The organism is Pleomorphomonas sp. JP5 (assembly GCF_023721815.1).
Classification (GTDB): domain Bacteria; phylum Pseudomonadota; class Alphaproteobacteria; order Rhizobiales; family Pleomorphomonadaceae; genus Pleomorphomonas.
The window spans coordinates 635,565-655,168 of sequence record NZ_JAMDLI010000008.1; the positions used below are offsets into that span (position 1 = coordinate 635,565).

Genomic DNA, 19,604 nt, shown 5'->3' on the forward strand with positions numbered 1-19,604 from the left:
CTTGTTCGCGTCGATCTTTCGGAATGGCCACCCCCGCATTGAGGCCATGCCCCGACGCCGCCACGAGTGAAGTTCCGGATAAGCCCGACGTGCGACGTCCATCCTTCGGCACGACCGTGCCGCTCGATGGGCGGGAAGCGGCCCACTCGCGCCGCACTCGAGATGATCAGATTACATACCATCATGCATGAAACATCCATTTCATACGTTAGTATGACTCCGACCGTTCACGGCACAGCTTTGACGAGATTCCAGAGCATCACATTCCTTTTTAAATCAATTATATAGCCCGAAATCGCCATAGCGATCACGATCAAGGGGTGCATGACCCCCAACATGACGAAACCGAAAGGGACTTGACGCCCCAACCCCGTCATGGAACTAATCTTCCATTCTAGACAGGAAAACAGTCGTTTCATTCCTGAAGGAGTGAGGCACGGGAGGAGGCCGGTCCGCGGGGAGCCGACCGGCAGATGGTAGGGAGGAGACGGTCAGGCAGCGAAGCCAGTTCCATGGCGGCGCGGCGACCTCTTGCTCGACACCGCAACCGAGGTATCGGAAATGGTCGCCGATGGAATCCTACTGAAAGTCAAAGGCTTAACTAAGAAGTTCCCCGGCGTTGTCGCGCTGGACGGCGTGGACATAGAGGCGCGCGCCGGCGAGATCCACGGCATCTGTGGTGAAAACGGAGCCGGCAAGTCGACTCTGATCAAGATGCTCACAGGCGCCCATACGCCTGACAGCGGCACCATCGAGTTCGACGGAGTGACCTACACCTCTCTCGATCCCAGGCGAGCGATGGGAGTAGGCATCGGCTGCATCTATCAGGAACTGAACCTCATTCCGCATCTCACGGTCGCTGAGAACATCTTCCTGGGACGCGAGATGTATCTGGCGGAATCGCTGAACATTCTCGATCGCGGCCAGATGAACGCCAAGGCGGCCGAACTGCTCGCCGATCTCGGGCTCGCCGTGTCGCCCACCGCCAGGCTCGGTACGCTCGGCGTCGGTCACCAGCAGATGATCGAGATCTGCCGCGCCGTCTGGTCCAACGCCAAGTTGATCATCATGGACGAACCGACGTCCAGCCTCAGCGAAAAGGAAGCGCATGACCTTTTCCGCGTGATGGCTCAGATGAAGGCGCGCGGCGTCGCCATCCTCTTCATTTCGCATCGGCTCGACGAGGTGCGCGACAACTGCGACACCGTGACCGTGATGCGCGACGGTCGCTCCATCGAGTCCTTCGCCATGAAGGAGCGCTCGGTGGCCGACATCATTCAGCTGATGGTCGGCCGCAGCATCCAGAACAAGTATCCGAAGGAGCCGGCGCCGCAGGGCGACGTCATCCTGTCGGTCAGGAACCTCAATCGCAAGGGCGTGCTGCGCGACATTTCCTTCGATCTCCGAGCGGGCGAAGTGCTCGGCTTCGCCGGGCTGGTCGGCGCGGGACGGACCGAGACTGCACGCGCCATCACCGGCGCCGACCCCTATGATTCCGGCTCCATCGAGGTATCCGGCAAGCCGGTGAAGATCCGGCAGCCGCTCGATTCCATCAATGCCGGCATCGCCTTCCTGACCGAAAACCGCAAGGAACAGGGCCTCATCCTGATCCAGAGCGTCGCGTTCAACGCGACCATCGTCAAGATGCACAAGTATGGCAAGGCCGGTTGGCTGAGCCTCGGCCGCATCAAGGAGACCGCGAGAAAGGTCTGCGCCGAAATGCGGCTCAAGACCTCTGGCATGGACATGCTGGTGGGCAAGCTTTCGGGTGGCAACCAGCAGAAGGTGGTCATCGCCAAGTGGCTGTTGTCCAACGCCAAGATCTTCATCTTCGACGAGCCGACCCGCGGCATCGACGTGGGCGCCAAGGTCGAGGTCTACAAGCTTATCAATCAGTTGGTCGCGAACGGCGCCGGCGTCATCATCATCTGCTCCGAAATGGAAGAGGTGATGGGCATGGCCGACCGGATCCTCGTGATGCACGAGGGCGAGATTACCGGCGAGATGACGCAGCAGGACGCGACGCAGGAAAAGATCATGTACGCCGCGTCCGGCTTCAAGCAGGCGTCCTGACCTCAAGACCAGCCTTTTCCCGGCCAGCGCTGCCGGACCCTATTCCGTGGGAGGAATTTTCGATGTCCAACGACGTCCTGACCAACAACGGCAAGCTGCCGGCTGAGAAAGCCGTCGGCAAGAGCGCCGCCATGACCGAGAAACTCTACCAGCTCGGCGTGCTGCTCAGCCTGCTCCTGCTCTGCGCCGTCATGACCGCGCTTTCGCCCCGCTTCCTGACCATGGACAACCTGATGAACGTCGCCTCGCAGGCGGCGGTCAGCGCCATCGTGTCGATCGGCATGTTCCTCGCCATCCTGACGGCGGGTATCGACCTGAGCGTCGGTTCGGTGCTGGCGCTGTCGGCCATGATGATGGGCATCGCTTCCGATCGTTGGGGCCTGGGTCCTTATGCGTCGATACTGGTATGCCTCGGCTCCGGCGCTCTGCTCGGCCTCGTCAACGGCCTGCTGCTCACCAAGCTGCGCCTGCCTCACCCGTTCATCTCGACGCTCGGCATGCAGAAGATGGCGCGCGGCATCGCACTGTTCGTCACCGCCGCCGCCCCGATCAGCATGTTCCCCGACGAGATCCAGTATCTCGGCAACAACTCGATCGGCCAGGTGCCGGTGAGCTTTATCCTGGTCGCCATCCTCTACGTCGGCATGTACTTCTTCCTGACCCGCACCTCGACCGGGCGTTACATCTACGCCGTCGGCGGCAACAAGGAAGCGGCACGACTGTCCGGCATCAAGGTCAACAGCATCCTGAACCTCGTCTATACGATCTCGGGCCTGACCGCCGCTCTCGCCGGCCTCGTCCTGGCCGGACGCGTCAACGCCGTCTATCCGCTGGCCGGCCTCGACTACGAGACCGATGCCATCGCCGCCGTGATCATCGGTGGCGCCAGCTTCTTCGGCGGCGTCGGCTCGATCGCCAACACCATCATCGGCGTGCTGCTGATCGCCGTGCTGCGCAATGGCCTCAATCTTCTGAACGTCGACAGTGCCTTCCAGACCTTCGCCATCGGCGCGGTGATCGTGGTTGCCGTGGCCGTCGACGTCCTTCGACAGAATGTCATGAAGTCCGGGCGCTGAGGCTGCAAGCCCAGCGCCAGGATCGACCCGCCCTACGTCCGCGACATGGGTCCGCGCGCCACGCCGGACCGGACGTAACGAGGCCTCGCCAAGAGGAGACGCGAGGCCTCGGAACCAGACCAGTCTTAATGGGAGTGAGAACATGAACCGGAGAAGTTTCGTCACCGCACTGATGGCCGGTGCCTTTGCCGTCGCAACGCTGCCGGCGCTCGCCACCTTCAGCGCCCCTGCTGCCGCCGCCGAGAAGGTGAAGATCGCCGTCGTCCTGAAGACGCTGTCGAGCCAGTACTGGAAGATCGTTGCTGCGGGCGCCCAGGCTGCCGCCGACAAGAACAACGTCGACCTCATCGTGCTCGGCCCGCCGACCGAAGACGCCGTCGAACAGCAGATCAACATGGTTCAGGACGTTCTCGCCCAGAAGCCCGATGCCCTGATCTTCTCCCCGTCGCAGCCCGACACCGCCGTCAACGTCATCACCAAGGTCCGCAAGGCCGGCATCCCGGTCCTGCTGGTCGACACCGGCATGCCGGAGAAGTTCACCGACTATGCGTCCTTCATCGGCACCGACAACATCGCCGCGGGCAAGGCGGGTGGCGAAGCGCTTCTGAAGGTACTCAAGAAGGGTGACAAGGTGCTGCTGCTCGATGGCGCGCCGGGCAACCCGAGCATGACCCAGCGTTGCGATGGCGCCAAGGAAGTGCTGGAAGCCGCCGGTATCGAGATCGCCGCGCGTCAGCCGGCCTACTCGGACCGCGAAAAAGCCTACACCGTTACGCAGAACGTGCTGCAGTCGACGCCCGATATCGCGGGCGTGTTCGCCGGTAACGACGAAGAGGCGCTCGGCGCCCTGCGCGCCCTCAAGCAGAGCGGCAAGGAAGTTCCGATCATCGGCGTCGACGCCAACACCGACAACCTCAAGGCCATGCTGGCCGGCGACCTCTACGGCTCCATCGCCCAGGGCAACTATGACATGGGTCGCCTTGGCGTCGAGAAGGCGCTGGAAATCATCGCCGGCAAGACCGTCGACAAGCGCATCGACTCCGGCGCCACCTTGATCACCAAGGAAAACGCCCAGGAGCTCCTGGACTTCCGCGCGTCGATCAAGTGATCCTGACCGCTCCCAAAGAGTGTTGAGAGCAAATATGGGCGAGGCGGTTCCGCTGCCTCGCCACTTTCACGAGCCGACAGCCGGATCCGGCTGCGCCGCCCGTGGAAGCGGACGGCCGGTCTTTTGTGGCTTCGCCATTTCGGAGCCGCAAGCAGACTGGCCCATTTGTCGACGTCAAGTCTGAATCGTTTTTCTTTCACTTCAACAAACCATTGCGCCGACGGCGCCGGCATATCGAAGACCGGCCGGGCGCAGATCTCGAGGTAGGTCCTCATGTCCGCTTCCGTCCGCATCGGCATTGTGGGTCTGGGCCGGCTAGGCCGTCGCCACGCCGAAAACCTGGCCCTTCGCGTTCCCGGCGCCTCTCTTGTGGCAGCCGCAAGCCCGATCGCCGAAGAACGAGCCTGGGCCGAGGCCACGCTTCCCGGCGTCTCGACCTACCCCGGCCTGACCGAGCTTCTCGGCCATCCCGGGCTCGACGCCGTCTGGCTGGTGACTCCGACGTCGCTGCATGCCGACCAGACGATAGCCAGCCTCGAAGCGGGCAAGCACGTCTTCTGCGAGAAGCCGATCGCCCTGGAGACCGCCGACTGCGACCGGGTTGTCGCCGTTGCCGAAAAGCACCCCGACCAGTTGGTGATGATCGGCTTCATGCGCCGGTTCGATCCCGCGTATGCCGAGGCCAAACGCATTATCTCCAAGGGAGAACTCGGCGACGTCTTTTCCATCAGTTGTCGGTCGGAAGACCCCGTCGACCCCGACGGCTTCTTCGTCCGCTTCGCGCCGACGTCCGGCGGCATCTTCCTCGACTGCTGTATCCATGACATCGACCTTGTCCGCTGGATGCTGGATGGGGCCGAAGTTTCGTCGGTGAGCGCCGCCGGCAGCCGCGTCATGTATCCGGCACTGGGCGAGTGCGGCGACGTCGACAACGGCTTCGCCACCGTGACCTTCAAGGGTGGACAAGTCGCCACCTTCCACGTCTCCCGGACGTCGCATCGCGGCTACGAAGCGACCATGGCCGTTACCGGAACGCGCGGGGGCCTCGACATAGGCCGCAATGTGCCGCGCGGGCCAATCACGCTGGAAGTCGGCGGAAATCGTCAGATCGAAGGCCAGGTCGATTTCTTCGAACGGTTCGGCGATGCCTTCCTGCACGAAGCGCGCGCCTTTGTCGAAGCCGTGCGGACCGGCGGCCCCACGCCTAGCAGCATCGCCGACGCCCGTGAGGCGACGCGGCTCGCCTGCGCCATGCGCGAGGCGCTGCGCGTGGGCTGACCACCGCCTGCGGAGACAGACCAGCCCTTCACGAGTCGCCCCGGAGACAGCATCTCCGGGCCTTTTGCATGGCCATGCCATAGGCTGCCGTTCCATCGTACCGGCGATATCAAGCAACACCCCGGGGATCAACAAAAAGGCCCTCTGAAGACCTGCTTCAGAGGGCCAGTTCCGCGCTGGGATAGCGGGTCAGCGAAGCCCGGCTTCCGCCAGGAAACGCTTCAGGTTGGTGATGCCCATGTTGACGTACTTCTTGGGATTGGCCTTCTCCGGATCCTGTTCGGCTTCAAGCACGACCCAGCCCGAATAGTTCGGCAGCGCTTTGAATACGCTAGTGAAATCGATGGCCCCATCGCCGGGAACCGTATAGACGCCCTCGAGAACGGCATCGAGGAAGGACCAGCCCTCGGCAAGCGCCTTCTTGGCAATCGGCTCACGCACATCCTTGGTGTGGACGTGGCCGATGCGATCGGCGTATTTGCGCGCCATGGCAACGGCGTCGCCGCCGCCCCAGGTCATGTGGCCGGTATCGAGGAGGAGCTTCACCGCCGGGCCTGTCCCGGCCATGAACCGGTCGACCTCTTCCGGGGTCTGGACTACCGTGCCCATGTGGTGGTGGTAGACCACCTGCAGACCATAGCCCTTAACCAGCTCGGCGAAACGGGTCATGCGCGGCAGGAAGACGGCCCATTCGGCGTCGGTGAGTACCGGGCGGCTCGAAAGCGGCGCCGACTTGGTACCGTGAACGGTCCGCGTGCACTCGCAGACGATGAGCACCTCGGCGCCCGCTTCCTTGCGCCACTTCAGCTCGTTCTGGGCCGCGGCAAACTCTGCGTCGGCATCGCGTTCGAGCAGGAAGGTGGAGTACCAGCCGGAGACGAAGACCATGCCATAGTCGGCAAGGAGCTTCTTCAGCGCCGGTCCGTCCTCGGGCAGCTTGTGCCCCTTTTCCATACCCTCGATTCCGGCCTCGCGCGCCTCGGTCAGGCACTGTTCGAGGGGGATGTCACCGCCGATTTCCCACAGGTCATCGTTTGACCAGCAGATGGGATTGGCCCCAATGCGAATCATGTCTTCTCTCCCAGTAGCCGCGCCGGTTCGAGCCTGTCGCCGACCGGACTGTTGCTTGCCAAACGCCTCGTCCGGATTGGACGTCAGAATAACGCACAGGCCGTCCTCTTCGGCCGGCGACGTCTTGGAACACGCATTCCACTCTCACTCCGTTCCAAGAGCGAACTTTCAGCACTAGGGGCAGGATCGGCCATGAACCGAGGATCAACTGACGATCCGCTCATGTCAGCGAACAAGCCCAAAGGCAAATCCATTTTTGATTTGTATATTCCTTATTTCATTTCATTCGGTATGTAAATTCCGTTTCTCTCGACCTCGACGAAGGTCGGCTACCGATACCGTCAGCGCTGTCGCAACGGTCAACGTGGCCGCGAGCGACCTGAACCCCTCGAAGTCGGCCTCCACAATCTCGAACCAGGCCCCGTTCTCCGGCACCAGCGGGCTGAAGGGGCTGTCGGTGATCACGACGAGAGGCACACCCTGCAACGCAGCCTGCCGCATGTGGTCGACCGTACCGGACGCATAGGGGGTGAAGCTGATGGCGAAGGCGGCGTCTTGGGGGCCGGCAAAGTTCAGGATTTCACGATCGATCCCGAGCGGCGACCCCACGAGAACGGTACGAACGCCGAGCTTTCCGAAGGCATAGGCCATGTATGAGGTGATCGGATAGGAGCGACGCTGGGCAAGCAGATAGATGGTTTCGGCATCAGCCAGGATGCGGGCCGCCTTGTCCATGACGGCGGGATCTATCCGTTCGCAGACGCGCTCGACCGAGCGGATCGCCGCCTTGCCGAAACCATCCAGCATGGCCGCCGTGACAGGCCGACCGGACGAGTGGGTCGAGAACGCATCGAGACGCTCGTCATAGTTGGTCGGACGATCTCGCAACCGTTCCTGAAACACGACCTGGAGCTCCGAGAACCCCTTGTATCCCATGGCCTTGGCAAAGCGCACAAGAGTCGAGGGCTGCACCTTGGCGGCGGAGGCTATGCTCGCCACCGTGCCGAAAGCAATCTCGTCGGGCGACTCCACGGCATAGGCAGCAACCTGCGCCAGCCGACGCGGCAGCTTGTCACGACGCTCGACAATAACGTCGCGCAAAGCGCGGAACTCCTGAGGCGGCGCCCCGACGCCATCGGCGTCCTCGAAGTCCATCGGTTCGTTGTCTTCGCTCATCCCCACTCACCCCAATCGAATTGGACGTTTCAACCGTATTCCACCGTTCCAGCCGATGTTAGCCCATCCCCCCTTCGTTGGCATCGGCAAAGAAGCGACCGGCCGTTTCAGGGAGATACACCACACGACGGTACAAGCCCGCTCATCCCTAGTGGCTAGACGCTTGGTCAACCGGATGCTCAAACCGTATCAACATTGACTTAATTCATTGTAATTAAACAATAATACTTTCTTCGTCCATTGAAGTCACCTCACTTGCAACCTCCCCCACGGATCTGAGCATTCGACCAAATGGTAATGATCCTGATGCCAACGAAGGGCCGATTGGGCAGTGAAGCCCTTGACGGGCAGACGATATGGAACTTAAATTCCATATCGAAAAACGACTGTTCCATATAATCCAATACAGACAGAACGCTACACTCGGCGAAGAGGACGCTGGAACAGGCTTGCTACGGCCAATCCGAAAGGGATTGCGACCTATCTCACCTTTTGGCGCGGCGGGCAGATTCAATCAGCCGACGGGGAACACGAGATGCCCCGACGGTAACTGTCGAGGGAGAGAGCTCTATCATGACGCTGAGATTTGGATTGCTGGGCGCCGGGCGCATCGGCAAGGTGCACGCTGGCGCCGTCGCCGCCACCCCGGGGGCAAAGCTTGTCGCCGTGGCCGATGCCTTGCCGGAGGCGGCCGCCTTCATATCGAAGTCGTCGGGCGCCGAAGTTCGCACGATCGACGAGATCATGAACGCCAAGGATATCGACGCCGTGCTGATCACGACGCCGACCGACATGCATGCCGACATGATCGAGCAGGCCGCCCGCGCAAAGAAGGCGATCTTCTGTGAGAAGCCGATCGATCTCGACGTCGATCGCGTGCGCCGCTGCCTCGACACGGTCGCCAAGGAAAAAGCGGCGCTGATGATCGGGTTCAACCGGCGCTTCGATCCCAACTTCATGGAAGCGCGGGCGCGCATCGACGCCGGCCAGATCGGCGCGGTGGAAATGGTGTCCATCACCTCGCGCGATCCCTCCCCGCCGCCAGCGACATACGTGGCGCGCTCGGGCGGCATGTTCCGCGACATGACGATCCACGACTTCGACATGGCGGCCTTCCTGCTCGGCGAGGATCCGGTCAAGGTGTTCGCCGTCGGCTCAAGCCTGGTCGATCCGGAAATCGGCAAGGCTGGCGACATCGACAGCGGCTCGGTCATTCTCACCACCAAGTCCGGCAAGATCGCCCAGATCTCCAACTCGCGCCGCGCCACCTACGGCTACGACCAGCGCATCGAGGTGCATGGCTCGAAGGGCATGGTGCACGCCGAAAATCTTCGCGCCACCACCGTCGAGGTCGCGAACGCCGAGGGCTACCTTCGCGAGCCGCTCCTCGACTTCTTCATGACGCGCTACACGCAGGCTTACGCCAACGAGATCGCCGCCTTCATCAAGGCGCTCGAAGCCGGCAAGCCGATGCATCCCTCGGGCGAGGACGGCCTCAAGGCACTCGCCATGGCCGACGCGGCGGTGAAGTCGCTGAAAGAAGGCCGGCAGGTCGACATCGCTTACTGAAACGACGGCGGCCGGCAACAGTCGCCGGCCGCCACCCTCTCCCCCTCGGCCCGGTTCGACCAGCTGTGCCAACGCCTTCAGCCGAGCTTGGACGGCAAGCTCGCACTATGGCAATGCCACGCCGCAAAGTGATCCCGCATGCCCAGTCTTCCAGACCAGTCGGGCAGCCTCCTGTCCGTACGGGCAGCGCTCACCGGCTACCAGCCACTGAAGGAAGAAATCGTTCGACGGCAGAAGTCCCTGCCCAAGCGCCTTCTTCAAATTGCCGCCTTCGCCCTCGAGCGGCCCGACGAGGTCGCCTTCGGGACGGTCTCTTCAATTGCGAAACACGTCGGCGTTCCTCCATCTGCAATCATTCGCTTCGCCCAGCACTTCGGCTTCGACGGCTTCGTTGAAATGCAGCGGCTGTTCCGCGACCGTATGCGCGAGCGCAGTTCGGAGTATGAGGAACGCCTTCAGTCGCTGAACCACGGCGTCGATCCGAATGATGAAGCCGGCAAGACGCTGGAAGGCTTCTTCGCGGCAGGCCGTCGGTCGATGGAAGGCGCATTCCAATCCGTCAGCCATGAGGTGTTTTCGGCGGCGGCATCCGTCCTTTCCGAGGGCGAGACCATCTATCTCCTGGCGCGTCGGCGCTCGTTTCCGATCGTCAGCTACATGGCCTATTCCTTCGGCAAGCTTGGGCTGCGCTGCGAACTGGCAAGCTCGCCAATGGGCATCGACAGCGATCTGCTGCAATTTGCCAGTCCGAAGGATGCCGCGCTCGCCGTCAGCTTTTCACCTTACGCGTCGGAAACCGTCACGCAGGCCAGAGCCCTCCGGGAGCGAGGCGTTCCGCTGGTCTCGCTGACGGATTCGCCGTTCTCGCCCATCGCTGCGATTTCGAACGTTTGGTTCGAAGTTGTCGAGGCGGACTACGGCGGCTTTCGACCGCTATCGGCCTCCATGGTGCTCGCGCTGGCGCTATGCGTGGCGGTTGCCGAGAGAAAACAGTGGAGTTGACGACAAGGCGCATGCTTGTAGCGACGACGGCACACCCTTCCGGGATACTACGTTGGTAGTAGAACAATAATTTCATCGACGTTTCATGTCGGAACGTATATTCTTATTCCAAGAGTACGAGACGGCGTAACGACGAAAAGCCCTGCGAGGAAAAAATGACAGACACCCCCAGCGCGGCCAAGACACTCGACCTCATTGCGATCGGCCGAGCCTCGGTCGACCTCTACGGCCAGCAGATCGGCACTCGCCTTGAGGACATCGGCAGTTTCGCGAAGTCGGTCGGCGGATGCCCCGCCAACATTTCCGTCGGAACCGCCCGCCTCGGCCTGAGGTCGGCGCTGGTGACGCGAGTCGGCAACGAGCAGATGGGACGTTTCATCCTCGAACAGCTCGACCGTGAAACGGTGGAGACCTCTGGCATCGTCGTCGACAAGGACCGTCTGACCGCGCTGGTACTTCTGGCGGTGGAGGACGAAGGCGTGTCGCCGATGATCTTCTATCGCTCCGACTGCGCCGACATGGCTCTTTGCGAGGACGACGTCGACGAGGCCCTGATCGCCAGAAGCCGTTCGATCGTCGTCACCGGCACTCACTTCTCGCGTCCGCACTCCGAAGCTGCCCAACGCAAGGCGATCGCGCTTGCCAAGAAACACGGCGCCAAGGTGGTAATAGACATCGACTATCGGCCGAACCTCTGGGGGCTCGCCGGTCACGACGCCGGCTTCGAGCGCTACGTCAAGTCCGATCGCGTCTCCGGCCTCCTGCGCACGGTGCTTGCCGATTGCGACCTGATCGTCGGCACCGAAGAGGAGATCATGATCGCCACCGGCGCCGACAGCGTGCTGGCGTCGCTGAAGCTGATCCGCTCGATCAACACCACCGCCACCATTGTGCTGAAGCGCGGCGCCATGGGATGCATCGTCTACGATGGTCCGATCTCCGACGACCTTGAGGCCGGCATCGTCGGCAAGGGCTTCCCGATCGAGGTGTTCAACGTGCTCGGGGCGGGCGATGCCTTCATGTCCGGCTTTCTGAGGGGCTGGCTCAAGGGCGAGACGCTCGCCACCTGCGCCACCTGGGCCAATGCCTGCGGCGCCTTCGCCGTATCGCGCCTTCTCTGCTCGCCGGAGTACCCGACATGGGAGGAGCTGAGTTCCTTCCTCGCCAACGGCAGCAGCGAACGGGCGCTCCGCAAGGACCCGTCCCTCAACCACATCCATTGGGCAACGACCCGGCGGGGCGACTATCCGACGCTGATGGCGCTTGCCCTCGACCATCGCAGCCAGGTCGAAGACCTGGCGCAGGATGCGGCGACACTGAAGCGCGTCCCCGACTTCAAGGTGCTAGCCGTGAAGGCGGCGCGACGGGTCGCTGCCGGGCGCCCCGGCTTCGGTATGCTGCTGGACGACAAGTATGGGCACAAGGCGCTGTTCGCAGCCGGGGCCGGCAAGGGGCTCTGGGTTGCCAAGCCGATCGAGCTGCCAGGCTCGCGGCCGCTGAAGTTCGAGTTCAGTCAGGATCTTGGCAGCCGGCTGATCGAGTGGCCGCTTGAACATTGCATCAAGGTGCTGTGCTTCTATCACCCCGACGATCCGGCCGAGCTCAAGGCCGAGCAGACCGCCAAACTCCTCACCGCCTTCGAGGCGGCGCGCAAGGTCGGTCGTGAGATCCTGGTCGAGATCATCGCCTCCAAGGCTGGTCCGCTTGGAGACGACACGGTGGCCAAGGCCTTGACGGAGCTCTACGCCGCCGGCCTCAAGCCGGACTGGTGGAAGCTGGAACCCCAGGCTTCGGAGAAGGCGTGGCTGGCGATCGACGCCGTGATCAAGAGCAATGACCCCTATTGCCGCGGCGTGGTACTCCTGGGACTGGAGGCACCGATCGAAACGCTGAAGCAGGGCTTCGCGGCCGCCAAGACGGCCCCCTGCGTCAAGGGCTTCGCCGTTGGCCGTACCATCTTCGCCGATGCGGCCAAGCGCTGGCTCGATGGAGAGATCGACGACGAGGCGGCCATCGCCGATATGGCGGAGAAGTTCGGCGCCCTGGTGGATGTCTGGCTGTCGCTGGGCGCCCCGCAGGTGGCTTGATCGGCATCGGATTGACAGAAAAGCAAGAAGGGGCCGACCGCAACGACGACGGCGCCACTTCGGGAGGCAGACATGGCAGGCAAGACAGTGCGATTGACGGTGGCGCAGGCGACGGTGCGTTTCCTCGTCAACCAGAAAACCATCATCGACGGTGAGAAGCTGCCGATCTTCGCCGGCTGCTGGGCGATCTTCGGGCATGGCAACGTGGCCGGGCTCGGCGAGGCGCTTTATCAGGTGCGCGAAACGTTCCCGACGCTTCGCGCCCACAACGAGCAGGCGATGGCGCTTGCGGCAACCGCCTTCGCCAAGGCGACCTTCCGCCGCCGGTTCATGGCCTGCACCACGTCGATCGGCCCCGGCGCGCTCAACATGATCACGGCCGCGGCCGTGGCCCACGTCAATCGCCTGCCCCTTCTGCTGCTGCCGGGCGATGTGTTCGCCAACCGCCGCCCCGATCCGGTGCTTCAGCAGGTCGAGGACTTCCAGGACGGCACCGTTTCGGCCAACGACTGCTTCCGAACCGTGTCGCGATACTTCGACCGCATCCAGCGGCCCGAGCAGTTGATCCTCGCCTTGCAGCGGACCATGCATGTCTTGACCGATCCGGCCGAATGCGGTCCGGTGACGCTCTCCATGTGCCAGGACGTTCAGGCCGAAGCCTATGACTGGCCCGAAAGTCTGTTCGAGGAGAAGGTTTGGACCCCGCGTCGCATCCGGCCCGACGAGAACGAGCTCGCCACCGCCATAGGCCTCCTCAAGGCGGCGAAGAACCCGATGATCATCGCCGGCGGCGGCGTACTCTATTCCGAGGCGTCCGCCGAGCTGGTCGCCTTCGCCGAGAAGCATCACATTCCCGTCGCCGTGACGCAGGCCGGCAAGTCGTCGATCGACGAGACGCATCCGCTGGCCCTTGGCGCCGTCGGCGTCACCGGCACCTCGGCCGCCAATGCGCTGGCCGCCGACGCCGACCTGGTTCTGGCCATCGGTACGCGTTTCCAGGATTTCACGACCGGTTCCTGGGCGCTGTTCAAGAGCGGTGAACTCAAGATCGTCGCCCTCAACGTCGCCAGCTACGACACCACCAAGCACAACGCCGCGCCGCTGGTGGCGGATGCCAAGGTCGGCCTCGGGCTGTTGTCGCAAGGCCTCGGCGCATGGAAGGCGCCGCGCGTTGCAGAACGCGCCTCCGTTGAAAAGGCCAAATGGCTCGAAGAGGCCGAAAAGGCGCTAGCGTCGACCAATGTCGAGAAACCGTCCGACGCACAGGTGATCGGCGCCGTGGCGCGGACGCTCGGCGGACCCGATACGGTTGTCGTGTGCGCCGCAGGCGGTCTGCCCGGCGAGCTCGACAAGCTATGGGTGCCGTCGGTCCCAGGCAGCTACCACCTGGAATACGGCTTCTCCTGCATGGGCTACGAGATTGCCGGCGGCATCGGCGTCAAGATGGCCAACCCCGACAAGGAAGTGGTCGTCATGGTCGGCGACGGCTCCTACATGATGATGAACTCCGAGCTCGCCACCTCGGTCAGCCTCGGACAGAAGCTGACGGTCGTCCTGCTCGACAACCACGGCTTCGGCTGCATCAACCGGCTGCAGATGGCCACCGGTGGCGCCAACTTCAACAACCTCTGGCAGGACTGTGCCATGCAGGCCCAGCCGGACATCGACTTCCGCGCTCATGCCGAAAGCATGGGGGCCATCGCCGTCAAGGTGTCGTCGATTTCCGAACTGGAGACGGAACTGGCTAAGGCCAAGACAGCCGACCGCTCGACGGTGATCGTGATCGATACCGATCCGCTGATCACCACCGATGCCGGCGGACACTGGTGGGACGTAGCCGTGCCGGAGACGTCGCCGCGCAAGCAGGTTGCCGGCGCGCGCGAGGCCTATGAAGCCGCCAAGCGCCTCCAGCGCATCTTCGACTGACGCCGCTGCTGAGAAGGAGAAAGCCATGTCCAACTCTCATCTCCGGGTCCGGCCCAAGGCCACCCATGGTCTGGTCAGCGAGGTCACCCCCGAAAGCGCCGGCTGGACCTACGTCGGCTTCGCCCTCAACCGCCTGACCGCCGGCCAAAGCCTGGCGGCCGAGACGGGGCAGCGCGAAGTTTGCCTGGTATTGCTGTCGGGCAAGGTCCGCCTTGCCATTGATGGCAAGGACTTGGGCGAGATCGGCGAGCGGATGAACCCGTTCGATGGTGCGCCCTGGGCAGCTTACGTGCCGGTCGACGGGCGATACGAGCTGACGGCCACCACGGACGCCGAAGTTGCCGTTTGCTCGGCGCCCGGCGCGCCCGGCTTCCCGGCGAAGCTGATCCCGCCTGGTACGCACCAGCAGATCACGCGCGGCAAGGGCTCCAACACCCGGCTCGTCACCAACATCATGCCGGAGAACGATGGGTCCGCCCACTCGCTTCTCGTGGTCGAGGTGATCACGCCGGGCGGCAATACCTCCAGCTATCCACCCCACAAGCACGACCAGGACGACGTTCCAGCCGAGAGCCATCTTGAGGAAACCTACTATCACCGCTTCAACCCACCGCAGGGCTACGGCTTCCAGCGCGTCTATACCGACGACCGCAGCCTCGACGAGGTGGTGCTGCTTGAGGACGGCGACGTCGTGATGGTGCCGAAGGGCTACCACCCGGTGGCGACGATCCACGGCTACGACAACTACTACCTCAACGTCATGGCCGGCCCGAAGCGTATCTGGAAGTTCCACAACGAACCGGCGCACGAGTGGCTGTTCACCGGGCTTGGCGCCCCGGCCGCTTCACGCTGAGCGGATCGGCAACAGTTCCCGTCGCCCAAGCACCGGCTTCAAGGCGACCGATATCCTGAGACAAGCACTACGGAGAAGATCATGAACATGGAAATCCTGAAGCACCAGTTCGGCAAGGTCGAGCGTCTCAGGTACCTCGTCGACAACGAGTGGCGGGAGTCGAAGACCAGCAAGTACATGCCGGTGATGGATCCTTCGACCGGCAAGCAGATTGCCGAAGCGCCTTGCTGCACCCAGGAGGAAGTGGATTCCGCCGTCGAGGCCGCGGCCCGCGCCTTCCCGGCCTGGCGCGACACGCCGATCCCGACGCGCATCCAGCTGATGTTCCGCTTCAAGCAGTTGCTGGACGCCCATCTCGACGAACTGACCGAACTGCTGGCCACCGAGAACGGCAAGGTCCTGTCGGAAGCCAAGGGCGACGTTCTCAAGGCGATCGAAGTGGTCGAGTGCGCCTGCTCGACGCATTACCTGATGCAGGGCGACACCTGCATGAACGTGTCACACGGCTACGACACCGTCTCCTTCCGTGAGCCGCTTGGCGTGTTTGCCGCCATCGCGCCCTATAACTTCCCTGCCATGATCCCCATGGGCTGGATGATCCCGTTTGCGATCACCACCGGCAACACCGTGGTTCTGAAGGCCGCCTCAATGGTGCCGCAGACGGCGAGCCGCATGCTCGAACTGCTGATCGAGGCGGGACTGCCCAAGGGCGTCGTCAACCTCGTGACCTGCTCGCGTGTCGAGGCCGACAGCCTTCTCGTCAACCCGGCCGTCAAGGGTGTCGCCTTCGTCGGCTCGACCTCGGTGGGGCTGCACATCTACAAGACGGCTGCCGCCAACGGAAAGCGCGTCCAGGCCCTGACGGAGGCCAAGAACCACGCCCTCGTCCTCGAGGACTGCGTGCTTGAACGCACCGTGCGCGGCATCATCAACTCGACCTACGGCTGCGCCGGCCAGCGCTGCATGGCCCTGCCGGTCGTTTGCGTACAGGAAAGCATCGCCGACGAGTTCGTGGCGCTGTTCAAGAAGCTGGCCCAGGAGCTCAAGCTCGGTCCGGCCTATGTCGCCGGATCGCAGCTCGGCCCGGTCATCTCCCAGGGACAGAAGGAGTCGATCGAGAACGCGATCCAGCGCGGTATCGATGAGGGCGCGACGCTGGTGCTCGACGGTCGCGGTGTCAAGGTGCCCGGCTACGAAGGCGGCTATTTCGTCGGCCCGACCATCCTCGACCGCGTCAAGCCCGGCTCCTACGTCGGCGAGGAAGAGATTTTCGGACCGGTGACGTCGATCAAGCGCGTCAAGGACTTCGAGGAAGGCCTGGCGATCATGAACGCCAACCGCTTCGCCAACGGTTCTTGCATCTACACGACGTCGGGTCGCCACGCCCGCGAATTTGCCAGGCGGACGGACGGCGGCATGGTCGGCATCAACGTCGGCATCCCCGTGCCCTTCTCCATCTTCCCCTTCTCGGGCCACAAGCAGTCGTTCTTCGGCGACCTGCATACGCTCGGCAAGGATGGCGTCGCCTTCTTCACCGAGACCAAGTCGGTTACCTCCGTCTGGTTCTCCGAGGAAGACGCCAAGAAGGCGGTCAGCACCTGGGACGGCACACTGACCCGCAGCTGATAAACGAGGCGAGGCGGCCCCCTCCAACCGCCTCGCCCTTCTGGCGCCTCTCCTCCGGCGCAGGCCGGCCCTTCCCCGGGGCCGGCCTTTTTTCTTGCCTGCCCCGATCTGTTCGGTTCGAATCGAAGGCCATCTAAATGCGAAAGCCGCCCGACAGGGGCGGCTTTCGGCCTTCATCGGGTATCGGCAGCGCGACCGGCAGCGGTTTCCTGCCAGTCCGCCGCCCTTCGTCTATGCGGCCATGACGCGGTTTATGAAGCCCTCGATCGCATCCCTGAGGCGGCCCGCCTGTTCGTTCATGTCGTTGGAAGCGGCCGAAACCGCCGCCGCGGATTGCGACGTCTCCCCCACCACCCGGGTCAAGGCTTGGGTCTCCTCGGTCACCGCACGAGTTCCCTCCGCTGCCCTTTGGGCATTGCTCGAGATCTCGGATGTGGCCGTCCCCTGCTGGGTGACGGCGCTTGAGATGATCATGGTGGTCCGATCGACGTCGACCATGATGTCGGAAATCGAGCGGATGGCCGTCACCGCCTCAGCGGTGGACACCTGGATGGCTGCGATCTGGGTTGCGATCTCCTCGGTGGCGTTGGCAGTCTGTCCGGCAAGGTTCTTGACCTCGGATGCGACGACCGCAAATCCCTTGCCCGCTTCGCCGGCGCGCGCAGCCTCGATGGTGGCGTTGAGGGCAAGAAGATTGGTCTGCTCGGCGATCGCCTTGATCAGCGTCACCACATTGCCGATCCGCTCCGCCGCCTCGGCCAGACTGCCGATGGTCGTGTCGGTACGCTTCGCCTCCTCCGAGGCGCGGCGAGCCACCTGGGTAGCATTCTCCGTCTGGCGCGCGATCTCGGCGATGGAGGCGGACAGCTCTTCGGCCGCCGCAGCCACGGTCTGAACGCCGACCGACGCGTCACCGGACGCATCGGCGGCGCTGGTGGCACGGGAACTCGCCTGTTCGGCGATGGAGGCAAGCGCATGCGCCGTCTCCTCCATCTGGTCGGCGTTGCCGGAAACGGAGGTGAGCATGGTGGCGACCTCCTGCCGGAAGCCCTGGATAAGGCTCTCGATTTCCTCCTGCCGAGCGCTTCGCTTCAGCTGCTCGATCTCTGCTTCCGAGGCCAGGCGATGGCGTTCGATGGCATTGTCCCTGAACACCTGAACCGCTCGCAACATGTCGCCGATCTCATCCCGACGGTTGTTGTTGCCGAGATCGACGTCTGTGTCGCCCCTGGCGAGGCGCGCCATGGCCTGGGTCAACGAAACGATCGGCCGCGACACGAGCCTCGACATGCCGATACTCACCACAAGGGCGAGCAACAACGTGGCCGCAGTGATCACGGCCATCAGAGCGTAGGAGGATGTGCGGCTCTCCGCCGCCGAAGCGGCATGCTGGTCGCTGACCGAGCGGATGGCCGCGACCGCGGCAGCGGCGTTCTGCACCGATGCCTCGCGGGCGGCGGCGAACGCCTTGGTACCGGCAACAAGATCGGCGAAGGCTGTTCCGAAGCTCTCGATGTCGGCGGAGGGGTCGGCGAGTCCGCTGGCGGCGACGGCCTTGCCCGTCTCGACAGCCGTGGCCAGCATGGACTGGACGCTGGCTTCGTTCTCGGCGGTCGGTTCAAGCTTGTAGCCGGCCGTCTGGATTGTGAGGCTGTCGGCGGTATAGCTGAGGGAGATCCCCTGGTCGAAGGTGGTATTCGCCTTGGTCCGGTCCTCGCTGGCCTGCTGGGCCGCAGCCTCCGCTGCCTTGCCAAGGTCGCGAGCGGCCGCGACGACGGCTTCGGTTCCCTTGACGAAGGTGTCGATGCCGGAGTCGGCCTGAAGCCGCAGTCCTTCGATCTCGGTAGGGTCGGTCGCCCTCGACATCGAAGCCATGATCTTGGCGAGCTCGTTGATCGACTTCGATGCCAGACGCATCTGGTCGCCAATGGCGTCCGAACTGGCATAGTTATAGATGCTGGCGATGGCAGCCTTGGCCTGATCGATTGCCTCCTTCGCGGCGGAAACATCGGCAGTGTTGCGGCTCGACACGAAGCGGACCAGCGACGTCCGCGCCCTGACGGCCAAAACCTGTCCCTGATAGGCCAGCGCCAGGAACTCAGAAGCCTCTCGCACTTTTGCCTGCTCGGCCGCGGCAAGTTGCTCCATTTCCTGCGATTTCATCTTCGCATCCGTCTGGAGCTTGTGAGCGACCCATCTGAGGGCGGAGACGGACTTGTCGGCGTTGCTCCAGGCGGTGGCGGTATCCGCCGATGCCTTGACAAGTGAATCGATCGACTGACGGAAGGCGCCGATCGCCGCGCTTGCCGACTTCAGCGCCGGATCATCCGCCGCGCCAAGACTGTCGACATCGGCGCTCACCCTATCCAGAAGGCCGCTCGCATTCGTCGTCGCTTCAGGATCTCGCGTGACGATGAATCGATTGACGGCGTCAACCGCGTTGCCCACCTCGGCAACGGCTACGGACGACCGCGAGGTCAAGTCTATGGCAAGCCCCAGACGGCCGAGCCCAAACGCGCCAGCGGCGCCAACGACAGCCGCCATAATGGCCAGCAGCATCAGGCTCGCAGCGATCTTTCGGCTGACGGACTGCCTGGCGAGCGCTTCTGCACGCTTCATGATTCTTCCTCCCATTTCGGCCGGCCGTGCACCTGCGCGCCCGAACCGGCACCGCCCCCTCGCTTCCCCGCAAGGTCTGCCCTCCTCCGGCGGTCATCGCCATACGACAGTCCGTTCTTGTTGGGGAATATTTATATCGA

General features: G+C 63.4%; 13 protein-coding genes. 10 read left to right on the forward strand and 3 right to left on the reverse strand.

Annotated features, from left to right (window positions below; translation table 11 throughout):
* Positions 1-531 precede the first annotated feature (531 nt).
* From M4J40_RS14275 to M4J40_RS14290, 4 genes are all read left to right on the forward strand, one after another.
* Positions 532-2,073 carry a sugar ABC transporter ATP-binding protein gene (locus tag M4J40_RS14275; protein ID WP_251754825.1) on the forward strand — a complete coding sequence of 514 codons (1,542 nt, stop codon included), beginning with the start codon at positions 532-534 and terminating at the stop codon, positions 2,071-2,073.
* 62 nt (positions 2,074-2,135) lie between these two features.
* Positions 2,136-3,149: an ABC transporter permease gene (locus M4J40_RS14280; RefSeq protein WP_251754826.1), complete on the forward strand. Its 1,014-nt coding sequence runs from the start codon at positions 2,136-2,138 to the stop codon at positions 3,147-3,149.
* Positions 3,150-3,291: 142 nt separating this feature from the next.
* Positions 3,292-4,257: a sugar ABC transporter substrate-binding protein gene (locus M4J40_RS14285; RefSeq protein ID WP_251754828.1), complete on the forward strand. Its 966-nt coding sequence runs from the start codon at positions 3,292-3,294 to the stop codon at positions 4,255-4,257.
* Positions 4,258-4,530: 273 nt separating this feature from the next.
* Entirely contained in the window at positions 4,531-5,535 is a 1,005-nt protein-coding gene (locus tag M4J40_RS14290) for a Gfo/Idh/MocA family oxidoreductase (protein ID WP_251754830.1), read from the forward strand.
* A gap of 189 nt (positions 5,536-5,724) precedes the next feature.
* Here the strand turns inward: M4J40_RS14290 and iolE are convergent, their stop codons facing one another.
* Positions 5,725-6,606 carry a myo-inosose-2 dehydratase gene (iolE, locus tag M4J40_RS14295; protein ID WP_251754831.1) on the reverse strand — a complete coding sequence of 294 codons (882 nt, stop codon included), beginning with the start codon at positions 6,604-6,606 and terminating at the stop codon, positions 5,725-5,727.
* Between the two features lie 282 nt (positions 6,607-6,888).
* Positions 6,889-7,782, reverse strand: coding sequence for a MurR/RpiR family transcriptional regulator (locus M4J40_RS14300; RefSeq protein WP_251754833.1), 894 nt, complete (start codon positions 7,780-7,782; stop codon positions 6,889-6,891).
* A 573-nt stretch (positions 7,783-8,355) separates the two neighbouring features.
* Here M4J40_RS14300 and iolG point away from each other — a divergent pair.
* From iolG to M4J40_RS14330, 6 genes are all read left to right on the forward strand, one after another.
* A complete protein-coding gene (iolG, locus tag M4J40_RS14305; protein WP_251754834.1) occupies positions 8,356-9,351 on the forward strand; it encodes an inositol 2-dehydrogenase in 996 nt (331 codons plus the stop codon).
* A 138-nt stretch (positions 9,352-9,489) separates the two neighbouring features.
* Positions 9,490-10,353, forward strand: coding sequence for a MurR/RpiR family transcriptional regulator (locus tag M4J40_RS14310; protein ID WP_251754835.1), 864 nt, complete (start codon positions 9,490-9,492; stop codon positions 10,351-10,353).
* A 155-nt stretch (positions 10,354-10,508) separates the two neighbouring features.
* Positions 10,509-12,440 carry a 5-dehydro-2-deoxygluconokinase gene (gene iolC / locus M4J40_RS14315; RefSeq protein WP_251754836.1) on the forward strand — a complete coding sequence of 644 codons (1,932 nt, stop codon included), beginning with the start codon at positions 10,509-10,511 and terminating at the stop codon, positions 12,438-12,440.
* 72 nt (positions 12,441-12,512) lie between these two features.
* Positions 12,513-14,366 carry a 3D-(3,5/4)-trihydroxycyclohexane-1,2-dione acylhydrolase (decyclizing) gene (gene iolD / locus M4J40_RS14320; protein WP_251754838.1) on the forward strand — a complete coding sequence of 618 codons (1,854 nt, stop codon included), beginning with the start codon at positions 12,513-12,515 and terminating at the stop codon, positions 14,364-14,366.
* 25 nt (positions 14,367-14,391) lie between these two features.
* Positions 14,392-15,219 carry a 5-deoxy-glucuronate isomerase gene (gene iolB, locus M4J40_RS14325; RefSeq protein WP_251754839.1) on the forward strand — a complete coding sequence of 276 codons (828 nt, stop codon included), beginning with the start codon at positions 14,392-14,394 and terminating at the stop codon, positions 15,217-15,219.
* Positions 15,220-15,300: 81 nt separating this feature from the next.
* Entirely contained in the window at positions 15,301-16,845 is a 1,545-nt protein-coding gene (locus M4J40_RS14330; RefSeq protein WP_251754841.1) for a CoA-acylating methylmalonate-semialdehyde dehydrogenase, read from the forward strand.
* Between the two features lie 231 nt (positions 16,846-17,076).
* Here M4J40_RS14330 and M4J40_RS14335 read toward each other — a convergent pair whose 3' ends face one another.
* Positions 17,077-19,464 carry a methyl-accepting chemotaxis protein gene (locus M4J40_RS14335; protein ID WP_251754842.1) on the reverse strand — a complete coding sequence of 796 codons (2,388 nt, stop codon included), beginning with the start codon at positions 19,462-19,464 and terminating at the stop codon, positions 17,077-17,079.
* Positions 19,465-19,604: the final 140 nt, after the last annotated feature.

What these genes read in the sequence shown, in the direction of transcription:
- iolB (WP_251754839.1), top strand. Translation starts at nt 14,392, where the DNA reads ATGTCCAACTCTCATCTCCGGGTCCGGCCCAAGGCCACCCATGGTCTG.
- iolG (WP_251754834.1), top strand. Translation starts at nt 8,356, where the DNA reads ATGACGCTGAGATTTGGATTGCTGGGCGCCGGGCGCATCGGCAAGGTG.
- M4J40_RS14285 (WP_251754828.1), top strand. Translation starts at nt 3,292, where the DNA reads ATGAACCGGAGAAGTTTCGTCACCGCACTGATGGCCGGTGCCTTTGCC.
- M4J40_RS14310 (WP_251754835.1), top strand. Translation starts at nt 9,490, where the DNA reads ATGCCCAGTCTTCCAGACCAGTCGGGCAGCCTCCTGTCCGTACGGGCA.
- M4J40_RS14335 (WP_251754842.1), bottom strand. Translation starts at nt 19,464, where the DNA reads ATGAAGCGTGCAGAAGCGCTCGCCAGGCAGTCCGTCAGCCGAAAGATC.
- M4J40_RS14290 (WP_251754830.1), top strand. Translation starts at nt 4,531, where the DNA reads ATGTCCGCTTCCGTCCGCATCGGCATTGTGGGTCTGGGCCGGCTAGGC.
- iolC (WP_251754836.1), top strand. Translation starts at nt 10,509, where the DNA reads ATGACAGACACCCCCAGCGCGGCCAAGACACTCGACCTCATTGCGATC.
- iolD (WP_251754838.1), top strand. Translation starts at nt 12,513, where the DNA reads ATGGCAGGCAAGACAGTGCGATTGACGGTGGCGCAGGCGACGGTGCGT.
- M4J40_RS14330 (WP_251754841.1), top strand. Translation starts at nt 15,301, where the DNA reads ATGAACATGGAAATCCTGAAGCACCAGTTCGGCAAGGTCGAGCGTCTC.
- iolE (WP_251754831.1), bottom strand. Translation starts at nt 6,606, where the DNA reads ATGATTCGCATTGGGGCCAATCCCATCTGCTGGTCAAACGATGACCTG.
- M4J40_RS14300 (WP_251754833.1), bottom strand. Translation starts at nt 7,782, where the DNA reads ATGAGCGAAGACAACGAACCGATGGACTTCGAGGACGCCGATGGCGTC.
- M4J40_RS14280 (WP_251754826.1), top strand. Translation starts at nt 2,136, where the DNA reads ATGTCCAACGACGTCCTGACCAACAACGGCAAGCTGCCGGCTGAGAAA.